A 23,427-nucleotide genomic window follows, 5' to 3' on the forward strand; every position below is an offset into this window, starting at 1 on the left:
TACATTTAACAGTCGTTATTCAAGGAGAAGATCATGGCTAAGAAATTGAAAGCGCTGGCAGGGTCAGTGACCGACAACCAACTCACCTCCACCATCAAGGAGTCCACCCAGCAGATCTGGTTGGCGGGTCTGGGTGCCTATGCCAAGGCGCAGGAAGAGGGTGGCAAGATCTTTGAAGCCCTGGTGCAGGAAGGGGAAGCATTGCAGGCCAAAACCCGTCAGAGCGCAGATGAGAAGATTGCCGCTGTGACCGACAAGACCGCCAATACTTGGGGTCGTCTGGAGCAGGTGTTTGAAGATCGCGTGGCCCGCGCTGTGGCCAGCCTCGGCATTCCGACCCGCAAGGATATCGACAAGCTCTCCAAGCGCATGGCCGAGCTGACCGATGTAGTCCAGCAACTGCTGGATGCGCAGGAAGAGGAAGCCCCTGCCGCTGAAGCCAAACCGGCTGCCGCCAAAAAGCCCGCGGCCCGCAAGCCTCCGGTAAAGAAGGCGCCGGTAGCCAAGGCTAAAGAGGCCGTGGTTGAGCAGGCCGCCGATCTCCTCTCCGCCGCTGAAGATGCGGTGAAAGAGGTGAAAGCCAAAGCAGAGAGCGTCCTGCCCTGATACCTCGCGGTGACGGAAGGTGATTGATACCGGCCCATGCCCTGCGCTGGGCCGGTCTTGTCATGGTGAATGTCATGGATAGAGAGGCGACGCTATGAGTACCATCGCAATTGCCCTTGCTGGCGGCGGGCCGCTCGGCGGCATCTACGAGATTGGTGCCTGCGCAGCCCTCTCTGACAGCATCAACGGCTTGCGCCTTGACCATGCCGATATCTATGTTGGCGTCAGTTCGGGGGCCGTGGTGGCCTCGGCGCTGGCCAACGGCATCTCGCCGGCGAAGCTGGTGCGGATCCTGCTCAGCGATGATTCTGGGGAGATGTTTGACCCGGCCACCTTGCTGCGACCCGCCTTTCGTGAATACGCCGACCGTCTGACCTCGATCCCGCCGCTGGCGTGGCAGAGCCTGACCTACTATCTGGCGGCGCCCTGGAAGCGCAGCCTGTTTGAATCGCTGCAGGGGCTCTCCAAGGCCATTCCGACCGGACTGTTCGACAACCGCGGGGTGGATCGTACCCTGACCCAGTTTTTCTCTCGTCCCGGCCGCAGCAATGATTTTCGCCAGCTGCGCAGTCGACTGTTTGTGGTCGCTACCGAACTCGACACCGGTCATCCGGTCGCCTTCGGCAGCCCGGGGCTCGATGACGTGCCCATCTCGGCGGCGGTACAGGCGTCGGCCGCCCTGCCCGGCCTCTTTCCCCCTTCATTGATTAACGGGCGTTACTATGTGGACGGGGCGCTGATCAAGACTCTGCACGCTTCGGTAGCGCTGGAAGAGGGGGCGGATCTGGTGTTCTGCATCAATCCGCTGGTTCCCTATGATGCGGACATGGCCGCCGGCACCCCGACCAATCTGGTGGACAGCGGTCTGCCGGTGGTACTGGCCCAGACCTTTCGCGCCATCATCCACTCCCGCATGCATGTGGGGATGGATCGCTACAAGCACCAATATCCCGACGCCGACGCCCTGCTGTTTGAGCCCTCTTCTGCCGATGGCGAGATGTTCTTCACCAATGTGTTCAGTTACCGGGATCGTCGCCGCCTCTGCGAGCACGCTTACCAGCATACCCGTCGCGATCTCTGGCAGCGTCGTGACGAGCTGGCGCCAGTGCTGGCCAAGCATGGCCTCGAGCTCAATCTGGCCGCTCTGGCCGATGAAGATCGCACCCTGCTGGCCCCCGGCATTGGCTCGGTCGCCGTCCTCGACAAGTCGCTGGAGCAGTTGCAGCACTGGCTTGCCAAACGCTATCGCCACGGCGTGCGCCGTTCATCACCAAAGGAGTAGCATGGATCGCAAACCCAAACGTCGTACCCGGGAGCGGATCCTGACCACTGCCCTCGCCTGCTTCAATCGACAAGGGGAACCCAGCGTCACCACCTCGGCCATTGCGGCCGAGATGGAGATCAGCCAGGGCAATCTCTACTACCACTTCCACAACAAGGAGGAGATCGTCAACTCCCTGTTCTGCGAATTTGAACAGCAGATGGATCGCCTGCTGGAGGCGGTCAGCACCCCGTCCGATGAGCCAGAAGATATCTGGCTCTTTCTCCACCTGATGTTTGAAACCATCTGGCAGTACCGTTTCCTCTACTACGATATCGCGACCCTGATGAGTGGTTATCATCAGGTGGAACAGCGCTTTTCCGCCCTGCTGCGCCGCAAGGAGCTGACCGCCATCGCCATTTGCAACCATCTGCAAACGGTCGGGCTGATGGAGGGCACGGCGCAACAGATGCGCACGCTGGCGGCCAATGTGGCGCTGGTGGGCACATTCTGGATCTCTTACCAGCGGGCACTGCACCCCAAGGCGGACGCCGATATCGCCCTCGGCGTCTTTCAGGTGATGCAGCTGGTCGCACCCTATTTGCGGGCCGATGCCCGCGCTCATCTGGGCGCCCTCGCCCACCACTACACCGACAAGGTTTGATTCACATGCTACAGGGAGAACAAGCATGACCACTTCACAACTCGAATTTGTCCCCTTCCCCTACGCGGATGCGGCCTATGACTATGCCGGCCAGAAGCTGGCGGACAACTGGGATCGCCTCCATCAGGGGGATGCCGAACCTTGGCCCGAGGATGAACAGGTACAGGATGCTTGGCGGGCCTATCATGCCGGGGATTTTGCCCGGGCCGTCGCCCTTGGCGAAGCGGCCGGTGAGGCGGGCCTCAATGTGGCGAACAAAGCGCTGGTGATCCATGCCAGCTATCTGCTGGAAGACAAATATGCCAAGCGCGCCGCCTTCGAGCGGGCGGCCAGCAATGCCGAGAAGCTGCAAAAACGCCAGTCCAGGAACGCCAACGCCTGGTATTTCCACGCGTTGGCACTCGGTCGCTACAGCCAGGTGATCTCCATCTCCAAGGCCCTCTCGCAAGGAATTGGTGACAAGATCAAGGCAAGTCTTGAGAAGGCGCTGGAGCTGGCGCCCGATCACGCCGAGGCCCATATCGCCTTTGGCGCCTGGCACGCGGAGATCGTCGACAAGCTGGGGGCCATGATCGGCGGCCTCACCTATGGTGCCAAGAAGGAAGAGTCCGAACGTCACTTCAAGGAGGCGCTGGCGCTGATCCCCGAATCGGCTATCGCTCGCATGGAGTACGCCAACGCTCAGGTGATGCTGCACGGCAAGAGCCGCCTGAAAGCGGCCGAAGCCCTCTATGCCGAAGCGGCCGAGTGCGAACCCATGGATGCCATGGAGCGCCTCGATGTGGAGGCTGCGCGCGAAGAGCTGGCGGATTAACCGCCACTCTTGCCACGGATAGACAACAAAACAAGAGGCCAACCCACGGGTTGGCCTCTTTTATGATGGGTGCAGTCCGGTTGGCTACGCTGTCACTGGTCGCTCAAATGGTCGCTCAAATGCTCGCTCAACCGAGCAGCGCATCCAGCCCGTTGGGGTCAAACAGCAGCTCCGGTTCCATCAGCACCAGCAACAGCAGTTGTTCGAACTCCACCGCAAACCGCTCGACCACCCGATCCGGATCCGGTACCAGCTTCTTGTCGGTGATAAGGCCCAGCTGCACCTTGTGATCGTAAGAGAGGATGGATACGCCGACGCCGATATCCCCCGATTGCGGCACCCAGAACAGCGGCTGACGCAGTCTTGCGCCGGCCAGATAGAGGGTCTGCTGCGGGCCGGGCACGTTGGTGATCACCGCGCTGGCCTTGGCCGTGAGCAGCTCGACGGCCTGCTGCTGCACCGCATTGGGGGCCATGCCAAGGGCATGTAACAGGTTGAGCACCACCACGGGTTGTAGAGATGTGCGCAGCGCCTGCATCCGGTCACGTACGGTATAGAGCCGCTGCAACGGGTGTTCAACATCCAGTGGCAAGTCCAGGGCCACCAGCCCGAAGCGGTTGCCAAGTGCCCCCTCATCGTCCGGTGCACGCATATTGACTGGCACCAGGGCGCGGATCTTGACCTTGTTGGCATCATCCCCCTTCTCCTGCAGGTAGTGGCGAAACGCCCCTGCGGTGGCGGCGATCAGCAGATCGTTGACCGAGCAGCCCAGTACCTTGCCCACCGCCTTGATATCCGGCAGATCAATTTGCTCCGACCAGGCCACCCGCTTGGTGCTGGTAGTCTTGCCACGCAGGCGGCAGGGTGAATCATCACCGAGGGTGGCGATATTGCACAGCTCGCTCGCCACATCCCGCCCGGTCTTGAGGTAATCCACCGCCTTGGTGGGATGGGTGACCACTTCGACATATTTGGACCAGAGGCTACCGGTCAGCTTGAGGCCGGCCCGCACCAGACGGCTGCCCTGGTGGCAATCCTCATCATCCTCGTCATCGCTGTCATCCAGTGGCTCCGATGACGGTGGTCGCGGCGCCCCTTCCGGTGTGTTATCCATCATGGTCAGCATGGCCCGCACCAGCGAGAAACCATCGCCCATGGCGTGGTGAATGCGCACCACCAGCGCTTGCCCACCCAGCGACGTGTCGGTCAGGTGCATATCCCACAGGGGGCGCTGGTGGTTGAGCGGCGTCGAGGCGAGATCGGCCACCAGCTTCTCCAGCTCCAGCTTGCCCGCTTCACCCGGCAGGATCACTCGCTTGAGGTGCTGATCGAGATCGAAATCGGGATCATGACGCCAGTAGTAGGAGCCCCCCTCCAGCACGGCCCGCTGGTGGAAGCGGGGTTGCACCGAAATGGTATGGCGCAATCCGGCCCGCAGACGCGCTTCATCAAGCTCCCCTTCAAACATCAGGACACCGATGATCTGCATCAGGTTGTTGGGTCTGTCCATGCGTAACCAGGCGGTATCGACGCAGGAGATAAATTCACTCAGTGGCATGGTTGTTTCCCTACAAAATGAATTTACCGAGGCGGCAAATTGCTCCTTCCCTCATATCCGGATGAAGACTTGATGCAATCAGAATGACATTAATGAGTGCCGACTCGAAATATGAAATAAAGATGAAAGATTACTTGCAAAATAGAATCGAGACCTCGCTGGAGAATAAATCTGACAAACCATATGGCTTACCAACTTATTTCAAACAGCCATCGTTTACAGCTGATTTATTTAAAACCAGTGCAACGAAGAGTTTCAAACACGTTTGGGGCAAGGTAAGCGATTGTCGACATAATCGAGGATCTCTTGCTCCAGTACACTGCGTACTGGCAACAGCATCAAACCAAGATGCACTTCCAGTTCCAGGGTATCTTCGTCCAGGGTGAGAGTGCCATGTACCCCTGAGCCGCGAAAGCGTAGCTCGGTCTCCTCTTCATCCGCCCATTCGCAATCGAGTTGATAGCTCTCGCTCATGTCCGCAGCGATGGCTTCGGCCGCGATCCGGGCGGCAGCCAATCCCAGCGGATGCTGACGGCTGATCTGGATGGTAGAGAGTGCGCTGCTGCCAGCGAGCGAGTTGAAGAACATGGTCGTTACTCTGGGTCATAAGTTAGTTATTGATATTAAACACATGTTCACAACAAATGAAAGGATGGTTCACATAAATGGGACTCACTTAACAGAGTCGAGAGGGATGCAGGCCATCAGCGGGGCATGGCATTTATTCCCTCCCCCGTGCGCGCTACACTTGTCACGGACGGTCAGCAAAAGCTGCTTGTTTTTCATTCACTTGTATCTTCGTATCACCGAATCCCCATCAATGGGCCCAAGGCCAGAGAGCTGTAGATGACGCATCAAGAACATGCCCACGACGACGATAGCACCCTGGGTCGGCTCTACCGCCAGCTCAAGCGGGTTGCAGCCTTGCGCGAGCAGATGCGTGCCCACCCGGAAGATCAGCAGGCTCGGGATCGGCTACGCCAGTGGCAGGCCGACCGGTTGGGGCGAACCCATCGTGATCTGCTGGAAAGTGACCGCTACGGCCCTGCCGCCGAGTTCTTCCTGACCGACCTCTATGGACCCGGGGATTGCGCCCGCCGCGATGCGGACGTGATGCGGGTGATGCCGACCGCCGAGCGGCTGTTACCTGAGTCCGGCCTCAAGGTGCTGGCCCAAGCGATCGAGCTCGACGCTCTCTCCGAAGAGCTGGACTACCTGATGGTGGTGGCGCTGCGGCGCATTGATGGCATTGATCCCATCACGCCGGACCATTACACCATCGCCTATCGTGCCGTAGGCGAGCAGGCGCGCCGGCAACATCAGATTGCGTTGGTGAGCGAGCTTGGCATGACGCTGGACAGGCTGGCGAGAAAACCGCTGCTGGGGGCAACCCTCAAGCTGGTGTCAGGGCCCGCCCATCTGGCGGGGCTTGGCGAGCTCTTCTCCTTTGTCGAGCGCGGCTATCAGGTGTGTCATCAGATGGGGCGTGCCAACGAGTTTCTCGAGACCATCGCCAGTCGCGAGACGGCCATCATGACGGCGCTTTTTAACGGCGACAGCAGTGCGCTGGGGTGAGGCTTATCGAGGGATAAGCCGCCAGAATAACAAAGCGGGCCGATGAGCCCGCTTTTCGTTTATCACTGTTTGCCGATATGTTGGCCAATGCAAGACCGGTCAGATCACCAGCAGATCCATAAAGGCGTGTACCGGGGTGGCGGCAAGCCGTGACCCATCCTGACAAAGGGCCAGAATGTCGCTGACCCGTTTGGCCGGGAAGCGGGTGGTCAGATTGTGCTGGAATTTCTCCACCAGCAGCGGGATCCCCTCCTCCCGACGGCGACGATGGCCGACCGGGTATTCCACCTCCACCTTGGCGGTGTGAGTGCCGTCCTTGAAGAAGATCTGGATGGCGTTGGCAATGGAGCGCTTGTCTGCCTCCAGATATTCACGGCTGTAGCGTTTATCCTCCTGCACCACCATCTTGCTACGCAGCCCATCGATGCGGGGATCGGCCGCCACGTCATCCTCGTAATCCTCGGCGATCAGGCGCCCAAAGATGAGCGGCACTGCCACCATGTACTGCAGGCAGTGATCCCGATCGGCCGGGTTGTTGAGGGCACCCACCTTGCTGATGATGCGAATGGCCGACTCATGGGTGGTGAGTTCGATGCGATCGATCTCATCCAGCCGACCCTTCACCTGAGCGTGCAGCTTCATGGCGCACTCCACAGCTGTCTGGGCGTGGAACTCGGCGGGATAGGAGATCTTGAACAGCACGTTCTCCATCACATAGCTGCCGTACCCCTGATGCAGGGCGAACTGGTTGCCCTTGAACAGCACATCGTAGAAGCCCCACTTGGGGGCGCTCAGCACACCGGGATAGCCCATCTCGCCGCTCATGGTGATAAGGGCGAGGCGCACTGCGCGAGAGGTGGCATCCCCCGCTGCCCAGCTCTTGCGCGACCCTGCATTGGGGGCATGACGGTAGGTACGCAGGCTCTGACCATCGACCCAGGCTTGGGAGACCGCATCGATCACCTGATCGCGGGTTCCGCCAAGCATATGAGTCACCACGGCGGTGCTGGCGACCTTGACCAGCACCACGTGATCGAGACCAACCCGGTTGAAGGAGTTCTCCAGCGCCAGCACACCCTGAATTTCGTGGGCTTTGACCATGGCCACCAGCACATCGGCCATGGTGAGCGGCGCCTTGCCCTCGGCCACGCGAGTACGGGAGAGCCAGTCGGCAGTGGCTAGAATGCCCCCCAGATTATCGGATGGGTGACCCCACTCGGCGGCCAGCCAGGTGTCGTTGTAATCGAGCCAGCGGATGATGGCGCCGATATCCCAGGCCGCCTTGACTGGATCGAGGCAGAGCTGGGTACCTGGCACCCGGGCGCCGTGGGGTACCAGTGTACCGGGGACGATGGGGCCAAGGTGTTTGGTACACTCGGGGAAGCGCAGGGCCAAGAGGCCACAGCCGAGCGTATCCATCAGGCAGTAGCGGGCGGTGTCGAGGGCCGCCTGGCTGGTAATGGGGTGGTTGCAGACATAATCGGCAATATCGACCAGCACCTGATCGGGCTCGGGTCTGTGGTTGACGTCGACGTTGGCGGACATCGTGATTTCCTTATCGTTGTTGTAGAGAGACAAAGTGACGGGGGGCCGGGCCGACATAATCGGCGCTCGGGCGGATGATCCGGTTGTGCTCACGCTGCTCCATCACGTGGGCGCACCAGCCGGTGACCCGCGAGCAGACGAAGATAGGCGTGAACAGCTTGGTCGGGATCCCCATGTAGTGATAGGCGCTGGCATGGAAGAAGTCGGCGTTGGGAAAGAGCTCTTTCTCTTCCCACATCACCTTCTCCGCCTCGCAGGAGACGCGATAGAGGCGATCATCCCCCACCGCCTCGGCGAGCTTGGCCGACCACTCCTTGATGATGACGTTGCGCGGATCCGAGGTGCGGTAGATGGCGTGGCCAAAGCCCATGATCTTCTCCTTGGCCGCCAGCTTGGCCAGCAGTTCCCGCCTTGCCTGCGTCTCGTCTTGCCAATCTTCGATCATCGCCATGGCCGCCTCGTTGGCCCCGCCATGGAGCGGGCCGCGCAGGGTACCGATGGCGGCGGTGATGCAGGAGAACATGTCGGAAAGGGTTGAGGCGCAGACTCGCGCGGCAAAGGTGGAGGCGTTGAACTCATGCTCGGCGTAGAGGATGAGGGAGACATGCATCACCCGACGCTCCAGCTCGCTCGGTGCCTTCTGGTGCAGCAGGGCCAGAAAGTGGCCGCCGATACACTCCTCGTCGCTGTCGAGGGCGATGCGAACTCCTTCGTGGCTGAACTTGTACCAGTAGATCAGAATGCCCGGGAAGGCGGCCAGCAGCCGATCCGCCACTTCATGCTCATGCTCGAAACCATCTTCCGGCTCCAAATCGCCGAGCATGGAGCAGCCAGTGCGCAGCACATCCATGGGATGGGCATCGGCGGGAATCCGCTCCAGTACCTCCAGCAGCGGCAGGGGCAAGGTGCGCAGGCGACGCAGTTCGCGCTTGTAGGCGTCAAGCTGCTGCTCACCGGGCAACTCCCCCTTGAGCAGCAGATAGGCGACCTCCTCGAACTGGGCGCTGTCGGCCAGCTCCTTGATGTCATATCCGCGATAGGTAAGACCGGTGCCGCTCTTGCCTACTGTGCAGATACTGGTCTCCCCTGCGCTTTGACCGCGCAGACCGGCCCCGCCCAACGGTTTTTGCTGTCCCATAAGCTGCCTCCTATTCCTTGGCTGTAAACAGACGATCCAGTGTCTGCTCGTAGTGGTGATATCCGAGGAAGTCGTAGAGCGACTCCCGGGTCTGCATGGTCTCCACGACGGCCCGTTGATGGCCATCCTGGCGAATATGGTGATAGACGTTGAGGGCGGCCTGATTGGCTGCGCGGTTGGCACTTAATGGGTAGAGCACCATGTCGACCCCGTAGGCGGCCAGTTGCTCTTTGTCAAACAGCTCGGTTTTGCCGAACTCGGTCATGTTGGCGAGGATCGGCACTTTGGCCGCCAGCTTGAACTGGTCGTACTGGGCAAGCTCGGTCACCGCTTCGGCGAAGATCATGTCGGCACCGGCGGCCACATAGGCAGCGGTGCGTTCAAGAGCAGACTCCATCCCCTCCACCGCCAGTGCATCGGTGCGGGCCATGATGACGAACTCGCTATTCTCGCGGGCATCCACTGCTGCCTTGATGCGATCGCACATCTCCTCCAGCGTGACCACCGCCTTGTTGGGACGGTGGCCGCAGCGCTTTTGGGCCACCTGATCTTCCATATGGACGGCGGCAACCCCGGCTCGCTCGAACGCGCGAATGGTGCGGGCGATATTGAATGCCCCGCCCCAGCCGGTGTCGATATCAACCAGAAGCGGCACACGGGTCGCAGCAGTTATCCGTTCGGCATCGATCAGCACGTCGTTGAGGGAGGTCATACCGAGATCCGGCAAGCCGTAGGAGGCATTGGCCACTCCGGCACCTGAAAGATAAATAGCTTGAAAACCGCTGTGCTCGGCCATCAGCGCCATATAGGCATTGATGGTGCCGACGATCTGCAGGGGATGTTCATTGGCAAGGGCGGTGCGAAAGCGCAGGCCTGCCGAGGGGGACAAACTGGACATCATGACTCCTTTCACCTGTCTAGTCTGGCTATCTAATATCACGTTTACGTTAACGTCAATTATACTTTCGTAACATTCTGGCTGCAGGCAAGACAGGAAACCGGTTTTAGGGTAAATTTCACCAATTCCTTCAACAGGTTGAATTGTATGATGGAGCCCGGTTCCGTAATTGTCTGTCCGGCGTGCGACTTGCTGATCCAGCGCAAAGCACTGCCGCTGCGTCGTCATGCCCACTGCCCGCGTTGTCACCAACATCTCTATGGCCGTTATGCCTTTCGTCCCTCCCAGTTGATGGCCCTGACCATTACCGGGTTTCTGCTGCTGCCCTCCGCATTTTTTGAGCCGTTGATCTATCTGCGGCTGGCTGGGGTCAACACCGACGCCGACCTGCTGCGCGGTATTCTGGTGCTGTTTGGCGAGGGCGAATGGTGGGTGGCCAGCCTGGTGCTCTGGTGCGCCGTGTTGGCGCCGGTGGGATTATTGGCGGGGATCTTTGTGCTGGCTTCGGGTCTGGCCAAACGTTGGAACATTCTTCCCGCCACCTTGAAGCTGGTCGAGGTGTTTCGCCACTGGGCCATGCTGGAGGTCTATATCGTCAGCCTGCTGGTTGCCCTGTTCAAACTGATCGACATCGCCGATGTGCGCCTCGGTGGCGGCTTGCTCAGCCTCGGTATTCTGATGCTGCTCAACATGACCCTGCTGATCCTGTTTGACCCCGCCCCCTACTGGGCGCGGATCCCGTTAAAGGAGCCGGAACATGACCAGCGCCCGTGAGATGGGGCTCTGCCGCTGCCATACCTGCGGTCTGCTGGTGCGTTATCAAGCCGGGGCAGTCTGCCCCCGTTGCAGCAGCAAATTACAGGTGCGCATTCCCCGCTCCCTCGCCTGGTCATGGGGCTTACTGGCACTCGCCACCTTCATGTTATTGCCTGCCAATCTGTTGCCCATAACCCATTTCTATAACAAGGGGTTACTGCAGTCAGATACCATCTTCAGCGGTATCATGATGCTCTATCGCAGCAAAATGAGCGGGATTGCCACCATAGTTCTCACCGCCAGCATACTGGTGCCTGTGGGCAAAATATTGGGGCTGGGTTGGATCTGCTGGCAGTTGCAGCGGGCCAAGCCAGTGCGGCGCAAGCGCCAGCTGGTGATGTATCGGGTGATCGATTTTATCGGTCGCTGGTCGATGCTGGACTTGTTCGTGATTTCGCTGATGGTGGCACTGGTCGATCGGGGTGTGCTGCTGAGTGTCCGTGCAGGCCCGGGGGCCACCGCCTTTGCCGGTGTGGTGGTGCTGACCATGATGTCGGCCCGCATGCTCGATACCCGTTTACTGTGGGACAAGGCGGCCCGTTGATGATTTCTCTGTTTTTGTCTGATGTGCTGTTTATTCCAGCCAATAAGGAGTCACTATGATCGGGGCTGAACCCGTCATCGAAAAGCGCCGCTGGTTATCGCCGGTCTGGCTGTTACCCCTGATAGCCCTGCTGCTGGCGGGTGGCTTTCTCTATCAGCAGGTATTGAGCCGTGGCCAGCTTATCCAGATCAACTTCGCCCAGGGCAACGGCATCTTGCCGGGTAAAACCCAGGTTCGTTATCAGGGGGTGGCCATCGGCGTTGTGCAAGAGCTGGAGCTGGCTGAAGATGGCCGCAAGATTGCGGTGATGGCCAAGATTGACAGCCGTGCCAGACCGCTGATCCGCAAGGGATCCGACTTCTGGCTGGTGAGCCCCAAGGCGTCGCTCACCGAGATCTCCGGCCTCGATACCCTGGTCTCCGGCAACTACATCAACCTGCAACCGGGGCGTGAAAGCAATCCGCTGGAAGAGACCTTCGATGCACTGGAGGGCCCTCCTCCCGGCTATCAGGCTCAGGGACGCATGCTGCACCTGACCGCCGATTCTCTGGGTTCGGTAGGGATTGGCGCCAAGCTCTATTTCCGCGGTATCGAGGTGGGCAGCGTCATCAATACCCGCCTGGGTCAGGACAACCAGAACGTCATTCTGGATCTAGTGATCGAGCCGCGTTTCGAACATCTGGTCAAAGCCGATACCCGCTTCTGGAATATCAGCGGTATCAAGGGCTCCTTCAGTCTGGCCGGGGTGAGCGTGGAAGCTGGCAGCCTCACCTCCATCCTGAGCGGCGGCATTGCCTTTGACTCGCCCAAAGATTCACCGGAACCGGAGAAGGGACAGACCTTCGTCCTCTATAAAGGGCTGGCGGAAGCGGCGCGCGGCGAGCGCATCGATATCATGGCGGGCGATCTGCCCATCAAGGAGGGAATGCCCATTCTCTTCGAAGGAATCGAAATTGGTCGCGTCGATCCCATCCACCTTACTGACAAGGGGCGGGTGGTAACGGCACTGATCAATCCGGAGCAGGCTTATCGCATTACCGACAAGAGCCAACTGGTGTGGGAGAGTGTCTCCCTCTCCGCGACCGGCGTGCAGCATGCAGATCGCCTGCTCTCCGGCCCGGCCATTCGCCTCGACTATGTGGCGGGCAAACCGGTAGAGAAGATGACCCTGACCGATCGCGCGCCCCAGAGCGGCACAAAGGTGACGCTGCAGGCTGACGATCTGGCGGGGCTCAATCAGGATGCCCCTGTCTGGTACAAGGGATTGCAGGTGGGCCGTATCAGCCAGCTCACCCTGGATGCACGCGGCAATGCCAGCGTTGAGCTGGTGATGGCGCCGAACTATGGCCATCTGCTCAACCGTGCCCGCTTCTATCGCGCCGCCCCGTTGCAGATTGATGCCGATCTGAGCGGCATCAAAGTAGAAACCAGTCCGGCCAGTGCCTGGTTGGGGGGCGGGATCAAGCTGGTACAAGCCAGCAGTGGCGAGCGGATTAACCTTCTCTACCCGAGTCAGGAGCTGGCACTGCTCGGCACCCGTGATGCCAAGCCGCAGCGCTGGTTGCTCAAGGCAGATCAGGCCGATGGCATTGGCATTGGCTCGCCTGTGCTCTATCTGGGGCTGGAAGCGGGCAAAGTCAAGCAGCTGCGCGCCGCCAAAGAGGGGGTCGAGATCGAGCTAGAAATTGATGGCGTCTATGCTCCCCTCCTCGCCCAACAACCCCAGTTCTGGAAAAAACCGGCCATCGACACCAAGGTGCGGGTCGATGGTGTGCAGGTCAAGGTGGGCAACCTAGGTACTTTGCTGCGTGGCGCCATCGAGTTCGATCGGTTGGCCAATGGCCGCAGCAGTCATCAACTGTTCGATTCCAGGGAGCAAGCCAAGGCCAAGGTGCGCCAGCTGTCACTGGTGGCAGAGAGCAATCCGGGGCTCGGGATTGGCAGCCCGATCCGCTATCGCGGTGTCGATATCGGCAAAATTGAAGAGATCGAGCTGGAGCCGTCACTGGGTCAGGTGATCTTCAAGGCGGAACTCGATGGCCACTACGCCGAGCGTTTCCTGCAGTCCGGCGCCCGCTTTACTCTGGTGCAGGCCAAGCTGGGGCTGGGCGGTGTCGCTCACCTCGATACCCTGATCAAGGGGGCGTTTGTAGAAGCTCAACCCGGTAAAGGCGCTGGCAAAGATCGCTTCCCCTTGAGTCAGGTCGGCACGGTGGGTCTGGCCCTGACCCTCAAGAGCCCCTCCGTCAATGGCCTGAGCGTCGGCAGCCCGCTGCTGTTTCGCAAGATGGTGGTGGGCAGTGTCACCAAGGTGGCGCTGGCTCGGGATGGCAGCGAGGTGGTGATCGACGTCAACGTGGAACAGGAGTATGCCCATCTGGTGCGGGCCAACTCCCGTTTCTGGAATGTCTCCGGGGTCAAGGCGGATATCGGGCTGACCGGCGGCACTATCGAAGTGGAGACGGTGCAGAGCCTGCTGGCCGGCGGCATTGCGTTCAATACGCCGGAGAGAGAAATGGGGTCAACCGTCAGGGCGGGCCACAGCTATCCGCTCTACGGCAAGGCCGAGAAAGAGTGGCTGGAGTGGAGCCCTCGTATCCAGCCCTGATCTCTTCCCTTTGCATCCCATCCAAGCCCGGCTCCCTGCCGGGCTTTTTATATTCCGGTGCCTGTTGATAGGGTTCAGATTCAGAATATTCTTAGCCTTGTGGTAGGATATCGCCCCTCTTTTTCGGTCAACGAGACGGCACAGTGCACGACAACACCTTCCTTCCCGATTACTTTTTACGCCACATTGCGGCCATCATGCCGGCCCATCTCTCGATGGATGACTTTGTGGCCAGTTGTCGACGTCCTCTGCGCCGCAGCATTCGGGTCAACACCTTGAAGATCGCCGTCTCAGATTTCGTCGCCCTGATGGAGCCACTGGGTTGGCAGCTCGACCCTGTGCCCTGGTGTGATACCGGCTTCTGGCTGACCCGCAGCGATGAAACTGTCCCCCTTGGCAACACCGCCGAGCACTTGAGCGGGCTCTTCTACATTCAGGAAGCAAGCTCCATGCTGCCGGTGATGGCGCTCTTTGCCAGCGACAGGATCAAAGCGGATGGTATGTTGCTGGATGCAGCGGCGGCCCCCGGCTCCAAGACCACCCAGATAGCCGCCTTGATGAACAATCAGGGGATGCTGGTTGCCAACGAGTTTTCCAGCAGCCGGTTGAAAGTGCTTAGCGCCAATATCCAGCGCTGCGGCGTGACCAATGTAGGCATGACCCATTTTGATGCCAAGGTTTTTGGCCAGTGGTTGCCGGAGACCTTCGATGCCATCCTGCTCGATGCCCCCTGCTCCGGTGAAGGTACGGTGCGAAAAGATGAAGATGCGCTGCGCAACTGGAGTATCGAGAGCATCGACGAGATTGCGGCGGTACAGCAGGGGTTGCTGGAGAGTGCCTTCCATGCCTTGAAACCGGGCGGTGTGCTGGTCTACTCCACCTGTACCTTGAGTGAGCAGGAGAATCAGGCGGTCTGCCAATCCCTGCTGGACAAGTTTGGCGATGCCTTGAGTTTTGACTCGCTGGCTGACCTGTTCCCCCATGCAGAGCAGGCCTGTACATCCGAAGGATACCTGCACGTTTGGCCCCAGATCTTCGACAGTGAAGGCTTTTTTGTCGCCAGATTGAGCAAGCATCACTCTGTGCCCAACACCATGTTCAAGCCTGGCAAGCTGGGTAAATTCCCTTTTGCGCCGCTTCCTGCCAAAGAGGCGGAACCCATGTTGCGCGAGATCGAAGCCAACTTCGGGGTGGCACCGCAGGGTCAGCTGTTTGGCCGCAATGACGAGATCTGGCTCTTCCCCCAGCAGTTTGATCAGGTGCAGGGCAAGTTGCGTTTCGATCGCATCGGCATCAAGTTGGCTGAGACCTTCAAGAAAGGCTATCGCCTCACTCATGAGTGGGCACTGGCCTATGGCGATAAAGCGAGCAAGGGCGTGGTCGAGCTGGATAGCGCCAATGCGCGGGAATTCATGATGGGGCGGGACGTCTGGCCAGAGCAGGATGCGGGCACTGGCGAGGTGATCGTCCGCTATCAGGGACATACCCTGGGGATGGGGAAATGGGTGGGTAGTCGGGTCAAGAATGCCCTCCCCCGCGAGCTGGTGCGTGACAACAATCTGTTCAATGCGTAGTGGGCCGTTCGGTGCATCAGCACTTGAACGAGTCTGAAATACCCACACTCTGGTTGAACTTTTCTTCGGCTCTTGAAAAGCCTTGAGCCTTGTCTAAGCTTAAGGCAATCCGAACACCAGTTAGCGCACGGCTCTGCAAGGAGCCAATTCCCCTATGCCAGGTACAAGGAATTCGTACCTGGCTTTTTTTATCTCTTCACGTATCGCTGTTACTTCACTCTTGTGTCTATTCAACGGTCTCTTCGACCTGTGTGGCGACTCTGTTTTCAAACGGAGGTTCTCTACCCAGCTCATGTTGGTAGAGCAGATCGATCGCCTGCTCGATAAGTGACGCCTGACTGTCTTCGAGATGAAGACCCAGTGCGGCCAATCGCTCGGCGTGGCGATTGCTGATCCAGCATTGCAGCCGGGTATGGGTCTCTTGCTTGCGTTTTACATGTTGGCGCTGCCGCTCGGCATTGTTTTGGGGGGCCGCTTCTTGCTCTTCACGCACTGTCATTTCTTGGCTCATATGTCCTTGCGATATTACGTTTCTGAGTTTGTTATCTCTCATCACATGCCATTATCCATTGGAAGATGCTCTTCCCCTTTGGGCTGTTGGCTGCGCGGCAAATATATCATCAGATCAACAAGATATCATTTAACATAAAAAACGAAGTGACGCAGTTGTGTCAAAGCAAACCATCAAGGGCATGATCGGAGAATTTGTGGGCGTCATCGAAATACTCCTGCAGGGTTCGCATATCCTTGTGGCGCGTCACCTCAATGATCTTGTTCATCGGCTTGCCGGCAGTTACCGCTGAGGTGATAAATCCACGGCGCAGGCTATGGCCACTGACGTAGAGATCGTCGATGGTTTGGCCAGTTCGCCGCTTGATCATCAGATTGATGCCCTGGGGGCCGAGTGGTTCAGCCATCAGTTGACCCCAGCGGTTCATGCGCCGAAACAGCGGCCCCTCGCTGATCCGGCTTTTGTGTAGCCATTTTTGCAGTGCCGACACGGGGCAATAGTGTTTGCCCGGGATCAGGGCTATCTCGGTTTCATGCAGCTGATGCTTGCTCGGTTTAAGGCGAAGGCGGATCCCCTGCCCCACAAAATCGAGATCGCTCACTTCAATTCGGGCTGCTTCCGAGCGGCGCAAGGCGCCACTGAACATCAAGAGCAGCAAGGTGTGATCACGCAAGCCAGCCAGATCACCGGTGTCGATGCCATCCAGCACCTGGGTCAATGGTTGCAGCGTCAGGGCACCGGTTTTGCGCTTGCGGTTATCCCCCAACCTGACAATACCGCGCATCATCTCCTTTATTTCGGGATGTTCGGTGGGCATGGGATGAATGCCTTTCTGCTTGAAGGCATAACGGATCCCTGCCAGACGCCTTACCAGAGTTGCCGGTTTACGAGGTTCACCGTTACGCAGCTCCCCCTTCCCCTCCTCTTTATCCAGCCATACCCAGTCAGCCAATACGCCATCGGCCTGATCTGCCAGAAAGTTCATGATGTCATGATGGGTTGTTTGTAGCGGATCCAGCCCGTGCAATTGGCACCAGAAGACAAAAATACGGGTATCCGCCTGATAGGCATTGAGGGTGGAATCCGCTTTTGCACTGCGCAAAAAGCGGCGTGCCCGACTATTTAGCTGTGCATCGAAAACAGTCTGCAGTGACTGATGAGCCGGATTGGACAAGGTTGGATATGCCACGGAACACTATGATTTGTATGAAGTTTAAGTGGATCTTACAGGATCCTCCACATACATCAAGTATCGATAATGAATATTATCGATACTTAGAACATCTTGTTTTAATGCCCTTTGACCACGCTGAATAAAGGAAACATAGGAATATCATTCAACCCAGTTTGGCAGAAACGAAAAAGTAAAATTGGCAGGAAGAAGTGAGAGATAACGCAAGGTGGTGTTGATATTCAGGTGGGTAATCAGCTTGGTATTTGAAAATTAAAAAGCCCCGAATAACGGGGCTTGGGGATTATTTTTTCGCCAGCTTGAACAGTTCAAAGAAATTTCGGCTGGTGGCTTCTGCCAATTCGTTAAGCGAAATATGGCGCAGGTCGGCAATAAACTGGGCAACGTCTCGCACAAAGGCGGGTTCGTTCTCCCTCCCCCGATGCGGCACGGGGGCAAGATAGGGCGAGTCGGTTTCGACCAGCAATCTGTCGAGGGGAAGTGCCTTGACCACCTCTTGCAGTGCAGACGCATTTTTGAAGGTGACGATCCCGGAGATGGATATATAGAACCCCATCGCCATTGCTGCTTCTGCCATTTCGAGGGATTCGGTGAAGCAGTGCAGCACACCGCCAACCTGATCAGCGCCCTCTTCACGCATGATCTGCAAGGTATCTTGCTGGGCATCGCGGGTATGGATGATCAGCGGCTTGTTCAGCGCGCGAGCAACCCGGATATGTTCGCGGAAAGAGGCTTGCTGAACGTCCTTGTTCTCGGGCGAGTAAAAGTAATCGAGACCGGTCTCACCGATGGCCACCACAAGTGGATCGGCAGCTTGCTTGAGCAGCAACTCGGCATCGACACCGGGTTCCTGATTGAGCGGGTGTACCCCGCAAGAGGCAAATACCTGGGGATAGGGAGCGATCGCCTCGAGCATGGTCGGGAACTGTGCCTGAGTCACACTGACACAGAGAAAATATCCCACGTCCAGTTTTGCGGCCTTTGCCAGTACATCAGCCATGCTGGTCTGCTTGCTGCCATAGCTGAGGCGATCGAGATGACAGTGGGAATCAACGAGTAACATATAAAACCTTTCTGCTTGTCGGAACTTATAACCAGCGACTGAGCCAGTTCATCAGATGGATGGTGGGATTGGAGAGCTGACCCGGCAGAAATGCCGCTTTCAGGGCAACCAGATCTTGTTCTGCCTCCAGCAGTTTTTCGCTGGAGTGCTGCTCCGCCAACCGCTGGCTCAAGATTGCCAAGTCCGGCATCGCCAGCTGATGGTGACCACATCCTGCCTGGGTTTTCAAGGCATCGCACAAGAAGAGCTGCAACCAGTGCAACCTGACCTGCGTCTCCTGACCAAGCTGGCTGCACAATGCCGTCGCCTTGACCGGACTTTGACTCAGGGCGACAAACTGTTCCAGCAGTTCGCGGCGAGTACCGTCCTGTTGCTGCTCGATATAGTCGAGTACCCGCAGCGGGGCCCCCTGACAGATCCGCACCTGAGCCAGAGTGGCCTGATGACCCTGCTCGGCCAACCAGCGTACTGTTTCCCCTTCCGCAGGCAACTGACAGACATGTTTGTGACAGCGACTGAGAATGGTGGGAAGCAACCGGGAAACCTGGGAGGCAATCAGCAATAGCAAGCTGTCGCCGGCCGGCTCTTCCAGGGTTTTCAGCAGGGCATTTGCCGCCGATTCGGTCATCCGCTCCGCATCAGGAATGATCACCACCTTGCCACGGCCGAGCTGGGCAGAGCCCTGCAGCCGGGTGCAGATCTCGCGAATGGCCTCGACCCCGATGGTCTTGCTGTCGCGCGTTATGGTGCCGAGATCCGGGTGGTTACCCTTGTCAAACAGTTGGCAGGAGTGGCACTGACCACACGGTTCTCCGCGATCCGGTTGCTGACAAAGGTGCAAACGTGCCAACCGCTCGGCCAGTTGCTCCTTGCCAAGACCGGGATCGCCCAGCAACAACCAGGCGTGGCCGAGACGACCGGACTGGGCCGTCTGGCTCAGGGCATGCCAGTCGGGGATCAACCAGGGATACATAGCGGCTCGTTCGACAGATAGTGATCCAATGCACGCTCGATAGCAGCTTTGACCTGTTCCGGCGTTTGCGCCGCATCGATCACCACAATGGAATCATCCTTGGCGGCCAGTTCGAGATAACGAGTTCGGGTACGCTCGAAGAAGCTCAGTTGCTCCATTTCGATGCGATCCAGCTCGCCGCGATGGCGAGCACGCTGCAAGCCAAGGGCAGGATCGATATCGAGATAGAGGGTGAGATCCGGCTTGAAGTTGCCGAGCACCGCCTGCTTGATGGCTCCGATAAGCTGTGCATCGATACCACGGCCACCGCCTTGATAGGCCTGGGAGGAGAGATCGTGGCGATCCCCCACCACCCAGACACCGTCGGCCAGTGCGGGTTTGATGCGGGTCTCCACGAGTTGTACCCGGGAGGCATACATCAGCAGCAATTCCGCCTCGATGGTGAGGCGCTCGTCGTGCACCTCTTTGACGATGGCCCGCATCCGCTCGGCCAGTGGCGTACCACCCGGCTCGCGGGTGCACTCGATCCGGTTTATGCCGTGGCGCTGCAGATAGTCGGTCACATAACGAACGGCCGAGCTCTTCCCTGCCCCTTCCAATCCTTCGATCACAATAAATTTAGACATTAGGGTTTCTTCAATATGTATTCGCGAACCGCCCGATTGTGTTCATCGAGGGTCTTGGAGAAATAGTGGGCACCGCCCCCCTTAGCGACAAAGTAGAGATAGTCGGTCGACTTGGGGTTAAGCGCAGCTTCGATGGAGGCCTTGCCCGGCATGGCAATAGGCGTGGGCGGCAGACCATCGATCACATAGGTGTTGTAGGGATTCTTGTCGGTCAGATCGCTGCGGCGAATGTTGCCATCGTAGCGATCTTTCACCCCGTAAATGACTGTGGGATCGGTTTGCAACTTCATGCCCAAACGCAGACGATTGACAAACACCGAGGCGATCTGCGCCCGCTCGTCCGGCTGGCCGGTCTCTTTTTCAATAATTGAGGCCATGATCAACGCCTCATAGGGGGTCTTGTAAGGCAGGTTGGCCTGACGTTTCTCCCAGCTCTGCTGCAGGAAAGTCTCCATATCCTGATGGGCACGACGCAGGATCGAGAGATCGCTGGCATGGGTGGTATAGGCGTAGGTTTCCGGCAGGAACCACCCCTCCAGCTTGCCATTCTCGATGCCGAGCTCCTGCGCCAGGTCGGCTTCGGATTGCTCGACGGTCAATCGCTCAAGATATGGGGCGCTGGAGAGTTGCTTCTGCCAATCCTCGAAACGGGAACCTTCGACGAAGGTGAGACTGAAGTGAAACTCCTTGCCCGATGCGAACAGAGAGAGGGTCTCCTTGAGAGGGGCCCCTTCCTTGATTTCATAGGTGCCCGATTTGATGGCCACCAGTTCGGGATGGCTGCGCAGCCAGAGCCGCACCGCCCAGGGGCTGGTTTCCCCCTCACCCAGCTCGGCAATCAGGCGCGCCGCATGGGCGCCCTTCTCCACTGTAAAGAGCCGGGTCGGTCCCTTGTTGGTGAGCGTCTCTACCTGTTGCCATTTGTAATGTACATAGCCCCCGGCAGCGGCTACCGTCAGTGCCGCCCCCGCGAGCAGGGTGTAAAGCCGATTAAACTTCAATGACCAAACGCTCCTGTAAACGGCGACTCAATACCGCTGTGGGATAATGGATATCCTCGATGCCATTGACCGGCACGACCCCCATCAGGGTATTGGTGAGCCACACCTCTTCCGCCTGCCATAGTGACTCCAGCGGAGCCTCTACCACACGCAACTCAATACTCATCTGTTTCAACATCGCCATCACCTGGCGGCGCATGATGCCATCGACACCACCGCGGGCGAGATCGGGCGTAAACACCGTCTTGCCCCGACGCCAAAACAGATTGGCACTGACCCCTTCAATGAGAAAACCACGACTGTTAAGCACTATCCCTTCGACTGCATTTCGGCTGACAAGTTCGCTTTTCAGCAATACCTGCTCCAGACGATTCAAGGTTTTAAGCCCGGCCAGCATGGGAGCATCACCGATCCGCTGGCGGCACACCACCATCTCGATCCCCTCCTGTTGCCACTGGCCATAGTGAGTGGGAAACGGCGCCAGAGTGACAATCCGGGTTGTGTGCTGACATCCGCTGCCGTCATAGCCCCGCCCCCCCTCGCCGCGGGTCAGGATCACCTTGGCCACGCATTGTGGCTGGTCGGCCACCATCTCTTCAACCTCTCGGGTCAAGAGATCCCAGTCCGGTTCAACCAATCCCAACCGGTTGTTCGCCTGCTGCAACCGTGCCAGATGGGCAGGCCACTGCAACACGCGACCTTCCCTGACCGCCATGGTGGTGAAATGGCCGTCACCATAGGCCAGCCCCCGATCATGGGCCGAGATGGTATCAAGCTTCATGCCATTGATAAGCAAAGGGATCCCTCCGATAAAAAAGGCCCGATACCGGCAGTATCGGGCCTGTGTCTTTGTCCTGCGGCAAATTATACGCGTTTGAAGATCAGTGAGCCATTGGTGCCGCCAAAACCAAACGAGTTGGAAAGGGCGTACTCGAAGCTGCCTGGCTTGGCCACATGGGGCACCAGATCCAAGTCGCACTCTTCATCCGGGTTGTCCAGGTTGATGGTGGGCGGAGCCACCTGATCACGCAGGGCCAACACTGTGATGATCGCCTCAATGGCACCGGCGGCGCCCAACAGGTGACCGGTCATGGACTTGGTAGAGCTCACCATCAGGGATTTGGCGTGCTCACCAAACACCGACTTCATGCCACGCAGCTCGGCCACATCACCCAGCGGGGTGGAGGTACCGTGCGCGTTGATGTAACCAATCTGCTCGGGGGCAATGCCGGCATCCTTGATGGCATTTTTCATGGCACGAGCGCCACCGTTGCCATCTGCAGGAGGCGCAGTCATGTGGTACGCGTCACCGCTCATGCCAAAACCAACCAGCTCGGCATAGATCTTGGCGCCACGGGCCTTGGCGTGTTCGTACTCTTCCAGCACCAGTACCCCGGCACCGTCACCCAGCACAAAACCATCGCGATCTTTATCCCACGGACGGCTCGCTTTTTGCGGCTCGTCGTTGCGGTTGGAGAGTGCCTTGGCGGCAGCAAAACCACCCATCCCCATCGCGGTGGAAGCTTTCTCGGCACCGCCGGCGACCATCACGTCGGCATCACCGTAAGCGATCATCCGGCCAGCCATGCCGATGGCATGGGTACCAGTGGTACAGGCGGTCGTCACGGCGATGTTCGGCCCTTGCAGACCTTTCATGATGGAAAGATGACCGGACACCATATTGATGATGGTGGACGGAACGAAGAAGGGACTGATCTTGCGCGGGCCGCCGTTGACCAAGCTTTCGTGGTTCTGTTCAATCAGACCCAGACCGCCGATACCGGAGCCAATCGCCACGCCGACACGTTCGGCATTCTCTTCATTGATGGTCAGGCCGGAATCATCCAGCGCCTGCATACCGGCCGCGATGCCGTATTGAATGAAGAGATCCATCTTGCGAGCATCTTTACGGTTGATACCGTACTGCTCGGGATCGAAATCCTTGACCAGACCTGCGAAACGGGTTGCAAACTCGCTGGCATCAAAGTGTTCGATAAGGGAAATGCCGCTCTGCCCGTTGAGCAGGGCTTGCCAGCTGGATTCGGCAGTGTTACCCACCGGGGAAAGCATCCCCAAGCCGGTCACCACGACTCTGCGTTTTGACACTGAGGTAGTCTCCGAGAGGTGTTTTGAAAGGGAACAAATACAAAAGAAGCGGCCCTTGGGCCGCTTCTTTCAGAACAGGAACTTATTCCTGATTAGCGGTGATGTAGTCGATAGCCGCTTGAACAGTGGTGATCTTCTCGGCTTCTTCATCAGGAATTTCGGTATCGAATTCTTCTTCCAGCGCCATTACCAGTTCAACGGTATCCAAAGAGTCAGCGCCCAGGTCGTCGACGAAGGAGGCAGCGTTCTTAACGTCTTCCTCTTTAACACCCAGTTGTTCGATGATGATTTTCTTTACGCGTTCTTCGATGTTGCTCATGACCTGAATTTTCCTTTAAAAATACGCTATTTGCG

General features: G+C 58.4%; 23 protein-coding genes. 9 read left to right on the plus strand and 14 right to left on the minus strand.

Annotation, left to right across the window (positions count from 1 at the left end; genetic code table 11):
- Positions 1 to 33: 33 nt before the first annotated feature.
- From G5193_RS02975 to G5193_RS02990, 4 genes are all read left to right on the plus strand, one after another.
- On the plus strand, positions 34 to 606 hold the full coding sequence (locus tag G5193_RS02975; protein WP_005333118.1) for a phasin family protein: 573 nt from the start codon (positions 34 to 36) through the stop codon (positions 604 to 606).
- Positions 607 to 700: 94 nt separating this feature from the next.
- Positions 701 to 1,888: a patatin-like phospholipase family protein gene (locus G5193_RS02980; protein ID WP_421204911.1), complete on the plus strand. Its 1,188-nt coding sequence runs from the start codon at positions 701 to 703 to the stop codon at positions 1,886 to 1,888.
- A gap of 1 nt (position 1,889) precedes the next feature.
- Positions 1,890 to 2,531, plus strand: a complete 642-nt coding sequence (locus G5193_RS02985) for a TetR/AcrR family transcriptional regulator (RefSeq protein WP_421204912.1) — start codon at positions 1,890 to 1,892, stop codon at positions 2,529 to 2,531.
- Positions 2,532 to 2,556: 25 nt separating this feature from the next.
- Positions 2,557 to 3,345, plus strand: coding sequence for a hypothetical protein (locus G5193_RS02990; protein WP_421204913.1), 789 nt, complete (start codon positions 2,557 to 2,559; stop codon positions 3,343 to 3,345).
- Between the two features lie 127 nt (positions 3,346 to 3,472).
- Here the strand turns inward: G5193_RS02990 and G5193_RS02995 are convergent, their stop codons facing one another.
- Entirely contained in the window at positions 3,473 to 4,903 is a 1,431-nt protein-coding gene (locus G5193_RS02995; protein ID WP_421204914.1) for a wax ester/triacylglycerol synthase family O-acyltransferase, read from the minus strand.
- Positions 4,904 to 5,158: 255 nt separating this feature from the next.
- The gene (locus G5193_RS03000; protein WP_100645872.1) at positions 5,159 to 5,491 is read right to left on the minus strand and encodes a polyhydroxyalkanoic acid system family protein; all 333 of its coding nucleotides are present in this window, start codon (positions 5,489 to 5,491) and stop codon (positions 5,159 to 5,161) included.
- Between the two features lie 258 nt (positions 5,492 to 5,749).
- On the opposite strand from G5193_RS03000, the gene G5193_RS03005 reads away from it, so the two are divergent.
- Positions 5,750 to 6,478, plus strand: a complete 729-nt coding sequence (locus G5193_RS03005; RefSeq protein ID WP_416034878.1) for an FFLEELY motif protein — start codon at positions 5,750 to 5,752, stop codon at positions 6,476 to 6,478.
- A gap of 99 nt (positions 6,479 to 6,577) precedes the next feature.
- Here G5193_RS03005 and G5193_RS03010 read toward each other — a convergent pair whose 3' ends face one another.
- From G5193_RS03010 to prpB, 3 genes are read right to left on the minus strand one after another with little or no spacing between them, the layout of a single operon-like run.
- Positions 6,578 to 8,023, minus strand: a complete 1,446-nt coding sequence (locus G5193_RS03010) for a bifunctional 2-methylcitrate dehydratase/aconitate hydratase (protein WP_421204915.1) — start codon at positions 8,021 to 8,023, stop codon at positions 6,578 to 6,580.
- 10 nt (positions 8,024 to 8,033) lie between these two features.
- Positions 8,034 to 9,161: a bifunctional 2-methylcitrate synthase/citrate synthase gene (gene prpC, locus G5193_RS03015; protein WP_374841259.1), complete on the minus strand. Its 1,128-nt coding sequence runs from the start codon at positions 9,159 to 9,161 to the stop codon at positions 8,034 to 8,036.
- Positions 9,162 to 9,171: 10 nt separating this feature from the next.
- Positions 9,172 to 10,059, minus strand: coding sequence for a methylisocitrate lyase (gene prpB / locus G5193_RS03020; RefSeq protein WP_421204916.1), 888 nt, complete (start codon positions 10,057 to 10,059; stop codon positions 9,172 to 9,174).
- A 147-nt stretch (positions 10,060 to 10,206) separates the two neighbouring features.
- Between prpB and G5193_RS03025 the strand changes: the two genes are divergently transcribed.
- From G5193_RS03025 to rsmF, 4 genes are all read left to right on the plus strand, one after another.
- The gene (locus G5193_RS03025) at positions 10,207 to 10,833 is read left to right on the plus strand and encodes a paraquat-inducible protein A (protein ID WP_421204917.1); all 627 of its coding nucleotides are present in this window, start codon (positions 10,207 to 10,209) and stop codon (positions 10,831 to 10,833) included.
- Positions 10,817 to 11,419 carry a paraquat-inducible protein A gene (locus G5193_RS03030; protein ID WP_005333132.1) on the plus strand — a complete coding sequence of 201 codons (603 nt, stop codon included), beginning with the start codon at positions 10,817 to 10,819 and terminating at the stop codon, positions 11,417 to 11,419. Before G5193_RS03025 ends, G5193_RS03030 begins: the two co-directional genes overlap by 17 nt.
- A 55-nt stretch (positions 11,420 to 11,474) precedes the next feature.
- Positions 11,475 to 14,027: an MlaD family protein gene (locus G5193_RS03035; RefSeq protein WP_421204918.1), complete on the plus strand. Its 2,553-nt coding sequence runs from the start codon at positions 11,475 to 11,477 to the stop codon at positions 14,025 to 14,027.
- A gap of 143 nt (positions 14,028 to 14,170) precedes the next feature.
- Positions 14,171 to 15,601, plus strand: coding sequence for a 16S rRNA (cytosine(1407)-C(5))-methyltransferase RsmF (gene rsmF / locus G5193_RS03040; protein WP_107682952.1), 1,431 nt, complete (start codon positions 14,171 to 14,173; stop codon positions 15,599 to 15,601).
- 226 nt (positions 15,602 to 15,827) lie between these two features.
- Here rsmF and G5193_RS03045 read toward each other — a convergent pair whose 3' ends face one another.
- The 9 genes from G5193_RS03045 to acpP form a co-directional block, all read right to left on the minus strand.
- On the minus strand, positions 15,828 to 16,112 hold the full coding sequence (locus G5193_RS03045; protein ID WP_236322132.1) for a RepB family protein: 285 nt from the start codon (positions 16,110 to 16,112) through the stop codon (positions 15,828 to 15,830).
- A 160-nt stretch (positions 16,113 to 16,272) separates the two neighbouring features.
- Positions 16,273 to 17,301, minus strand: coding sequence for a site-specific integrase (locus G5193_RS03050; RefSeq protein WP_107682950.1), 1,029 nt, complete (start codon positions 17,299 to 17,301; stop codon positions 16,273 to 16,275).
- Between the two features lie 286 nt (positions 17,302 to 17,587).
- On the minus strand, positions 17,588 to 18,367 hold the full coding sequence (locus G5193_RS03055; RefSeq protein ID WP_421204919.1) for a TatD family hydrolase: 780 nt from the start codon (positions 18,365 to 18,367) through the stop codon (positions 17,588 to 17,590).
- A gap of 25 nt (positions 18,368 to 18,392) precedes the next feature.
- The gene (gene holB / locus G5193_RS03060) at positions 18,393 to 19,340 is read right to left on the minus strand and encodes a DNA polymerase III subunit delta' (RefSeq protein WP_421204920.1); all 948 of its coding nucleotides are present in this window, start codon (positions 19,338 to 19,340) and stop codon (positions 18,393 to 18,395) included.
- The gene (tmk, locus tag G5193_RS03065; protein ID WP_421204921.1) at positions 19,325 to 19,966 is read right to left on the minus strand and encodes a dTMP kinase; all 642 of its coding nucleotides are present in this window, start codon (positions 19,964 to 19,966) and stop codon (positions 19,325 to 19,327) included. The genes holB and tmk overlap by 16 nt, the downstream gene beginning before the upstream one ends.
- Complete coding sequence (gene mltG, locus G5193_RS03070; protein ID WP_005333156.1) at positions 19,966 to 20,967, minus strand: endolytic transglycosylase MltG; 1,002 nt, start codon at positions 20,965 to 20,967, stop codon at positions 19,966 to 19,968. The genes tmk and mltG overlap by 1 nt, the downstream gene beginning before the upstream one ends.
- Positions 20,957 to 21,763 carry an aminodeoxychorismate lyase gene (gene pabC, locus G5193_RS03075; RefSeq protein ID WP_106843692.1) on the minus strand — a complete coding sequence of 269 codons (807 nt, stop codon included), beginning with the start codon at positions 21,761 to 21,763 and terminating at the stop codon, positions 20,957 to 20,959. Before pabC ends, mltG begins: the two co-directional genes overlap by 11 nt.
- 68 nt (positions 21,764 to 21,831) lie before the next feature.
- Complete coding sequence (gene fabF / locus G5193_RS03080) at positions 21,832 to 23,073, minus strand: beta-ketoacyl-ACP synthase II (RefSeq protein WP_005333158.1); 1,242 nt, start codon at positions 23,071 to 23,073, stop codon at positions 21,832 to 21,834.
- A gap of 82 nt (positions 23,074 to 23,155) precedes the next feature.
- A complete protein-coding gene (acpP, locus tag G5193_RS03085; RefSeq protein WP_005300909.1) occupies positions 23,156 to 23,392 on the minus strand; it encodes an acyl carrier protein in 237 nt (78 codons plus the stop codon).
- Positions 23,393 to 23,427: the final 35 nt, after the last annotated feature.

The organism is Aeromonas sp. 601027 (genome assembly GCF_049174455.1).
In the GTDB taxonomy this organism is placed as follows: Bacteria; Pseudomonadota; Gammaproteobacteria; order Enterobacterales; family Aeromonadaceae; genus Aeromonas; species Aeromonas veronii_A.

Bases quoted from the DNA above. Each gene is read 5' to 3' on its own strand.
- G5193_RS03045 (WP_236322132.1), bottom strand. From the start codon at position 16,112: ATGAGCCAAGAAATGACAGTGCGTGAAGAGCAAGAAGCGGCCCCCCAA.
- holB (WP_421204920.1), bottom strand. From the start codon at position 19,340: ATGTATCCCTGGTTGATCCCCGACTGGCATGCCCTGAGCCAGACGGCC.
- G5193_RS02990 (WP_421204913.1), top strand. From the start codon at position 2,557: ATGACCACTTCACAACTCGAATTTGTCCCCTTCCCCTACGCGGATGCG.
- G5193_RS03035 (WP_421204918.1), top strand. From the start codon at position 11,475: ATGATCGGGGCTGAACCCGTCATCGAAAAGCGCCGCTGGTTATCGCCG.
- G5193_RS03030 (WP_005333132.1), top strand. From the start codon at position 10,817: ATGACCAGCGCCCGTGAGATGGGGCTCTGCCGCTGCCATACCTGCGGT.
- G5193_RS02995 (WP_421204914.1), bottom strand. From the start codon at position 4,903: ATGCCACTGAGTGAATTTATCTCCTGCGTCGATACCGCCTGGTTACGC.
- prpB (WP_421204916.1), bottom strand. From the start codon at position 10,059: ATGTCCAGTTTGTCCCCCTCGGCAGGCCTGCGCTTTCGCACCGCCCTT.
- G5193_RS03055 (WP_421204919.1), bottom strand. From the start codon at position 18,367: ATGTTACTCGTTGATTCCCACTGTCATCTCGATCGCCTCAGCTATGGC.
- G5193_RS03000 (WP_100645872.1), bottom strand. From the start codon at position 5,491: ATGTTCTTCAACTCGCTCGCTGGCAGCAGCGCACTCTCTACCATCCAG.
- G5193_RS02985 (WP_421204912.1), top strand. From the start codon at position 1,890: ATGGATCGCAAACCCAAACGTCGTACCCGGGAGCGGATCCTGACCACT.
- G5193_RS03010 (WP_421204915.1), bottom strand. From the start codon at position 8,023: ATGTCCGCCAACGTCGACGTCAACCACAGACCCGAGCCCGATCAGGTG.
- G5193_RS02980 (WP_421204911.1), top strand. From the start codon at position 701: ATGAGTACCATCGCAATTGCCCTTGCTGGCGGCGGGCCGCTCGGCGGC.
- G5193_RS02975 (WP_005333118.1), top strand. From the start codon at position 34: ATGGCTAAGAAATTGAAAGCGCTGGCAGGGTCAGTGACCGACAACCAA.
- tmk (WP_421204921.1), bottom strand. From the start codon at position 19,966: ATGTCTAAATTTATTGTGATCGAAGGATTGGAAGGGGCAGGGAAGAGC.
- G5193_RS03025 (WP_421204917.1), top strand. From the start codon at position 10,207: ATGATGGAGCCCGGTTCCGTAATTGTCTGTCCGGCGTGCGACTTGCTG.
- acpP (WP_005300909.1), bottom strand. From the start codon at position 23,392: ATGAGCAACATCGAAGAACGCGTAAAGAAAATCATCATCGAACAACTG.
- G5193_RS03005 (WP_416034878.1), top strand. From the start codon at position 5,750: ATGACGCATCAAGAACATGCCCACGACGACGATAGCACCCTGGGTCGG.
- prpC (WP_374841259.1), bottom strand. From the start codon at position 9,161: ATGGGACAGCAAAAACCGTTGGGCGGGGCCGGTCTGCGCGGTCAAAGC.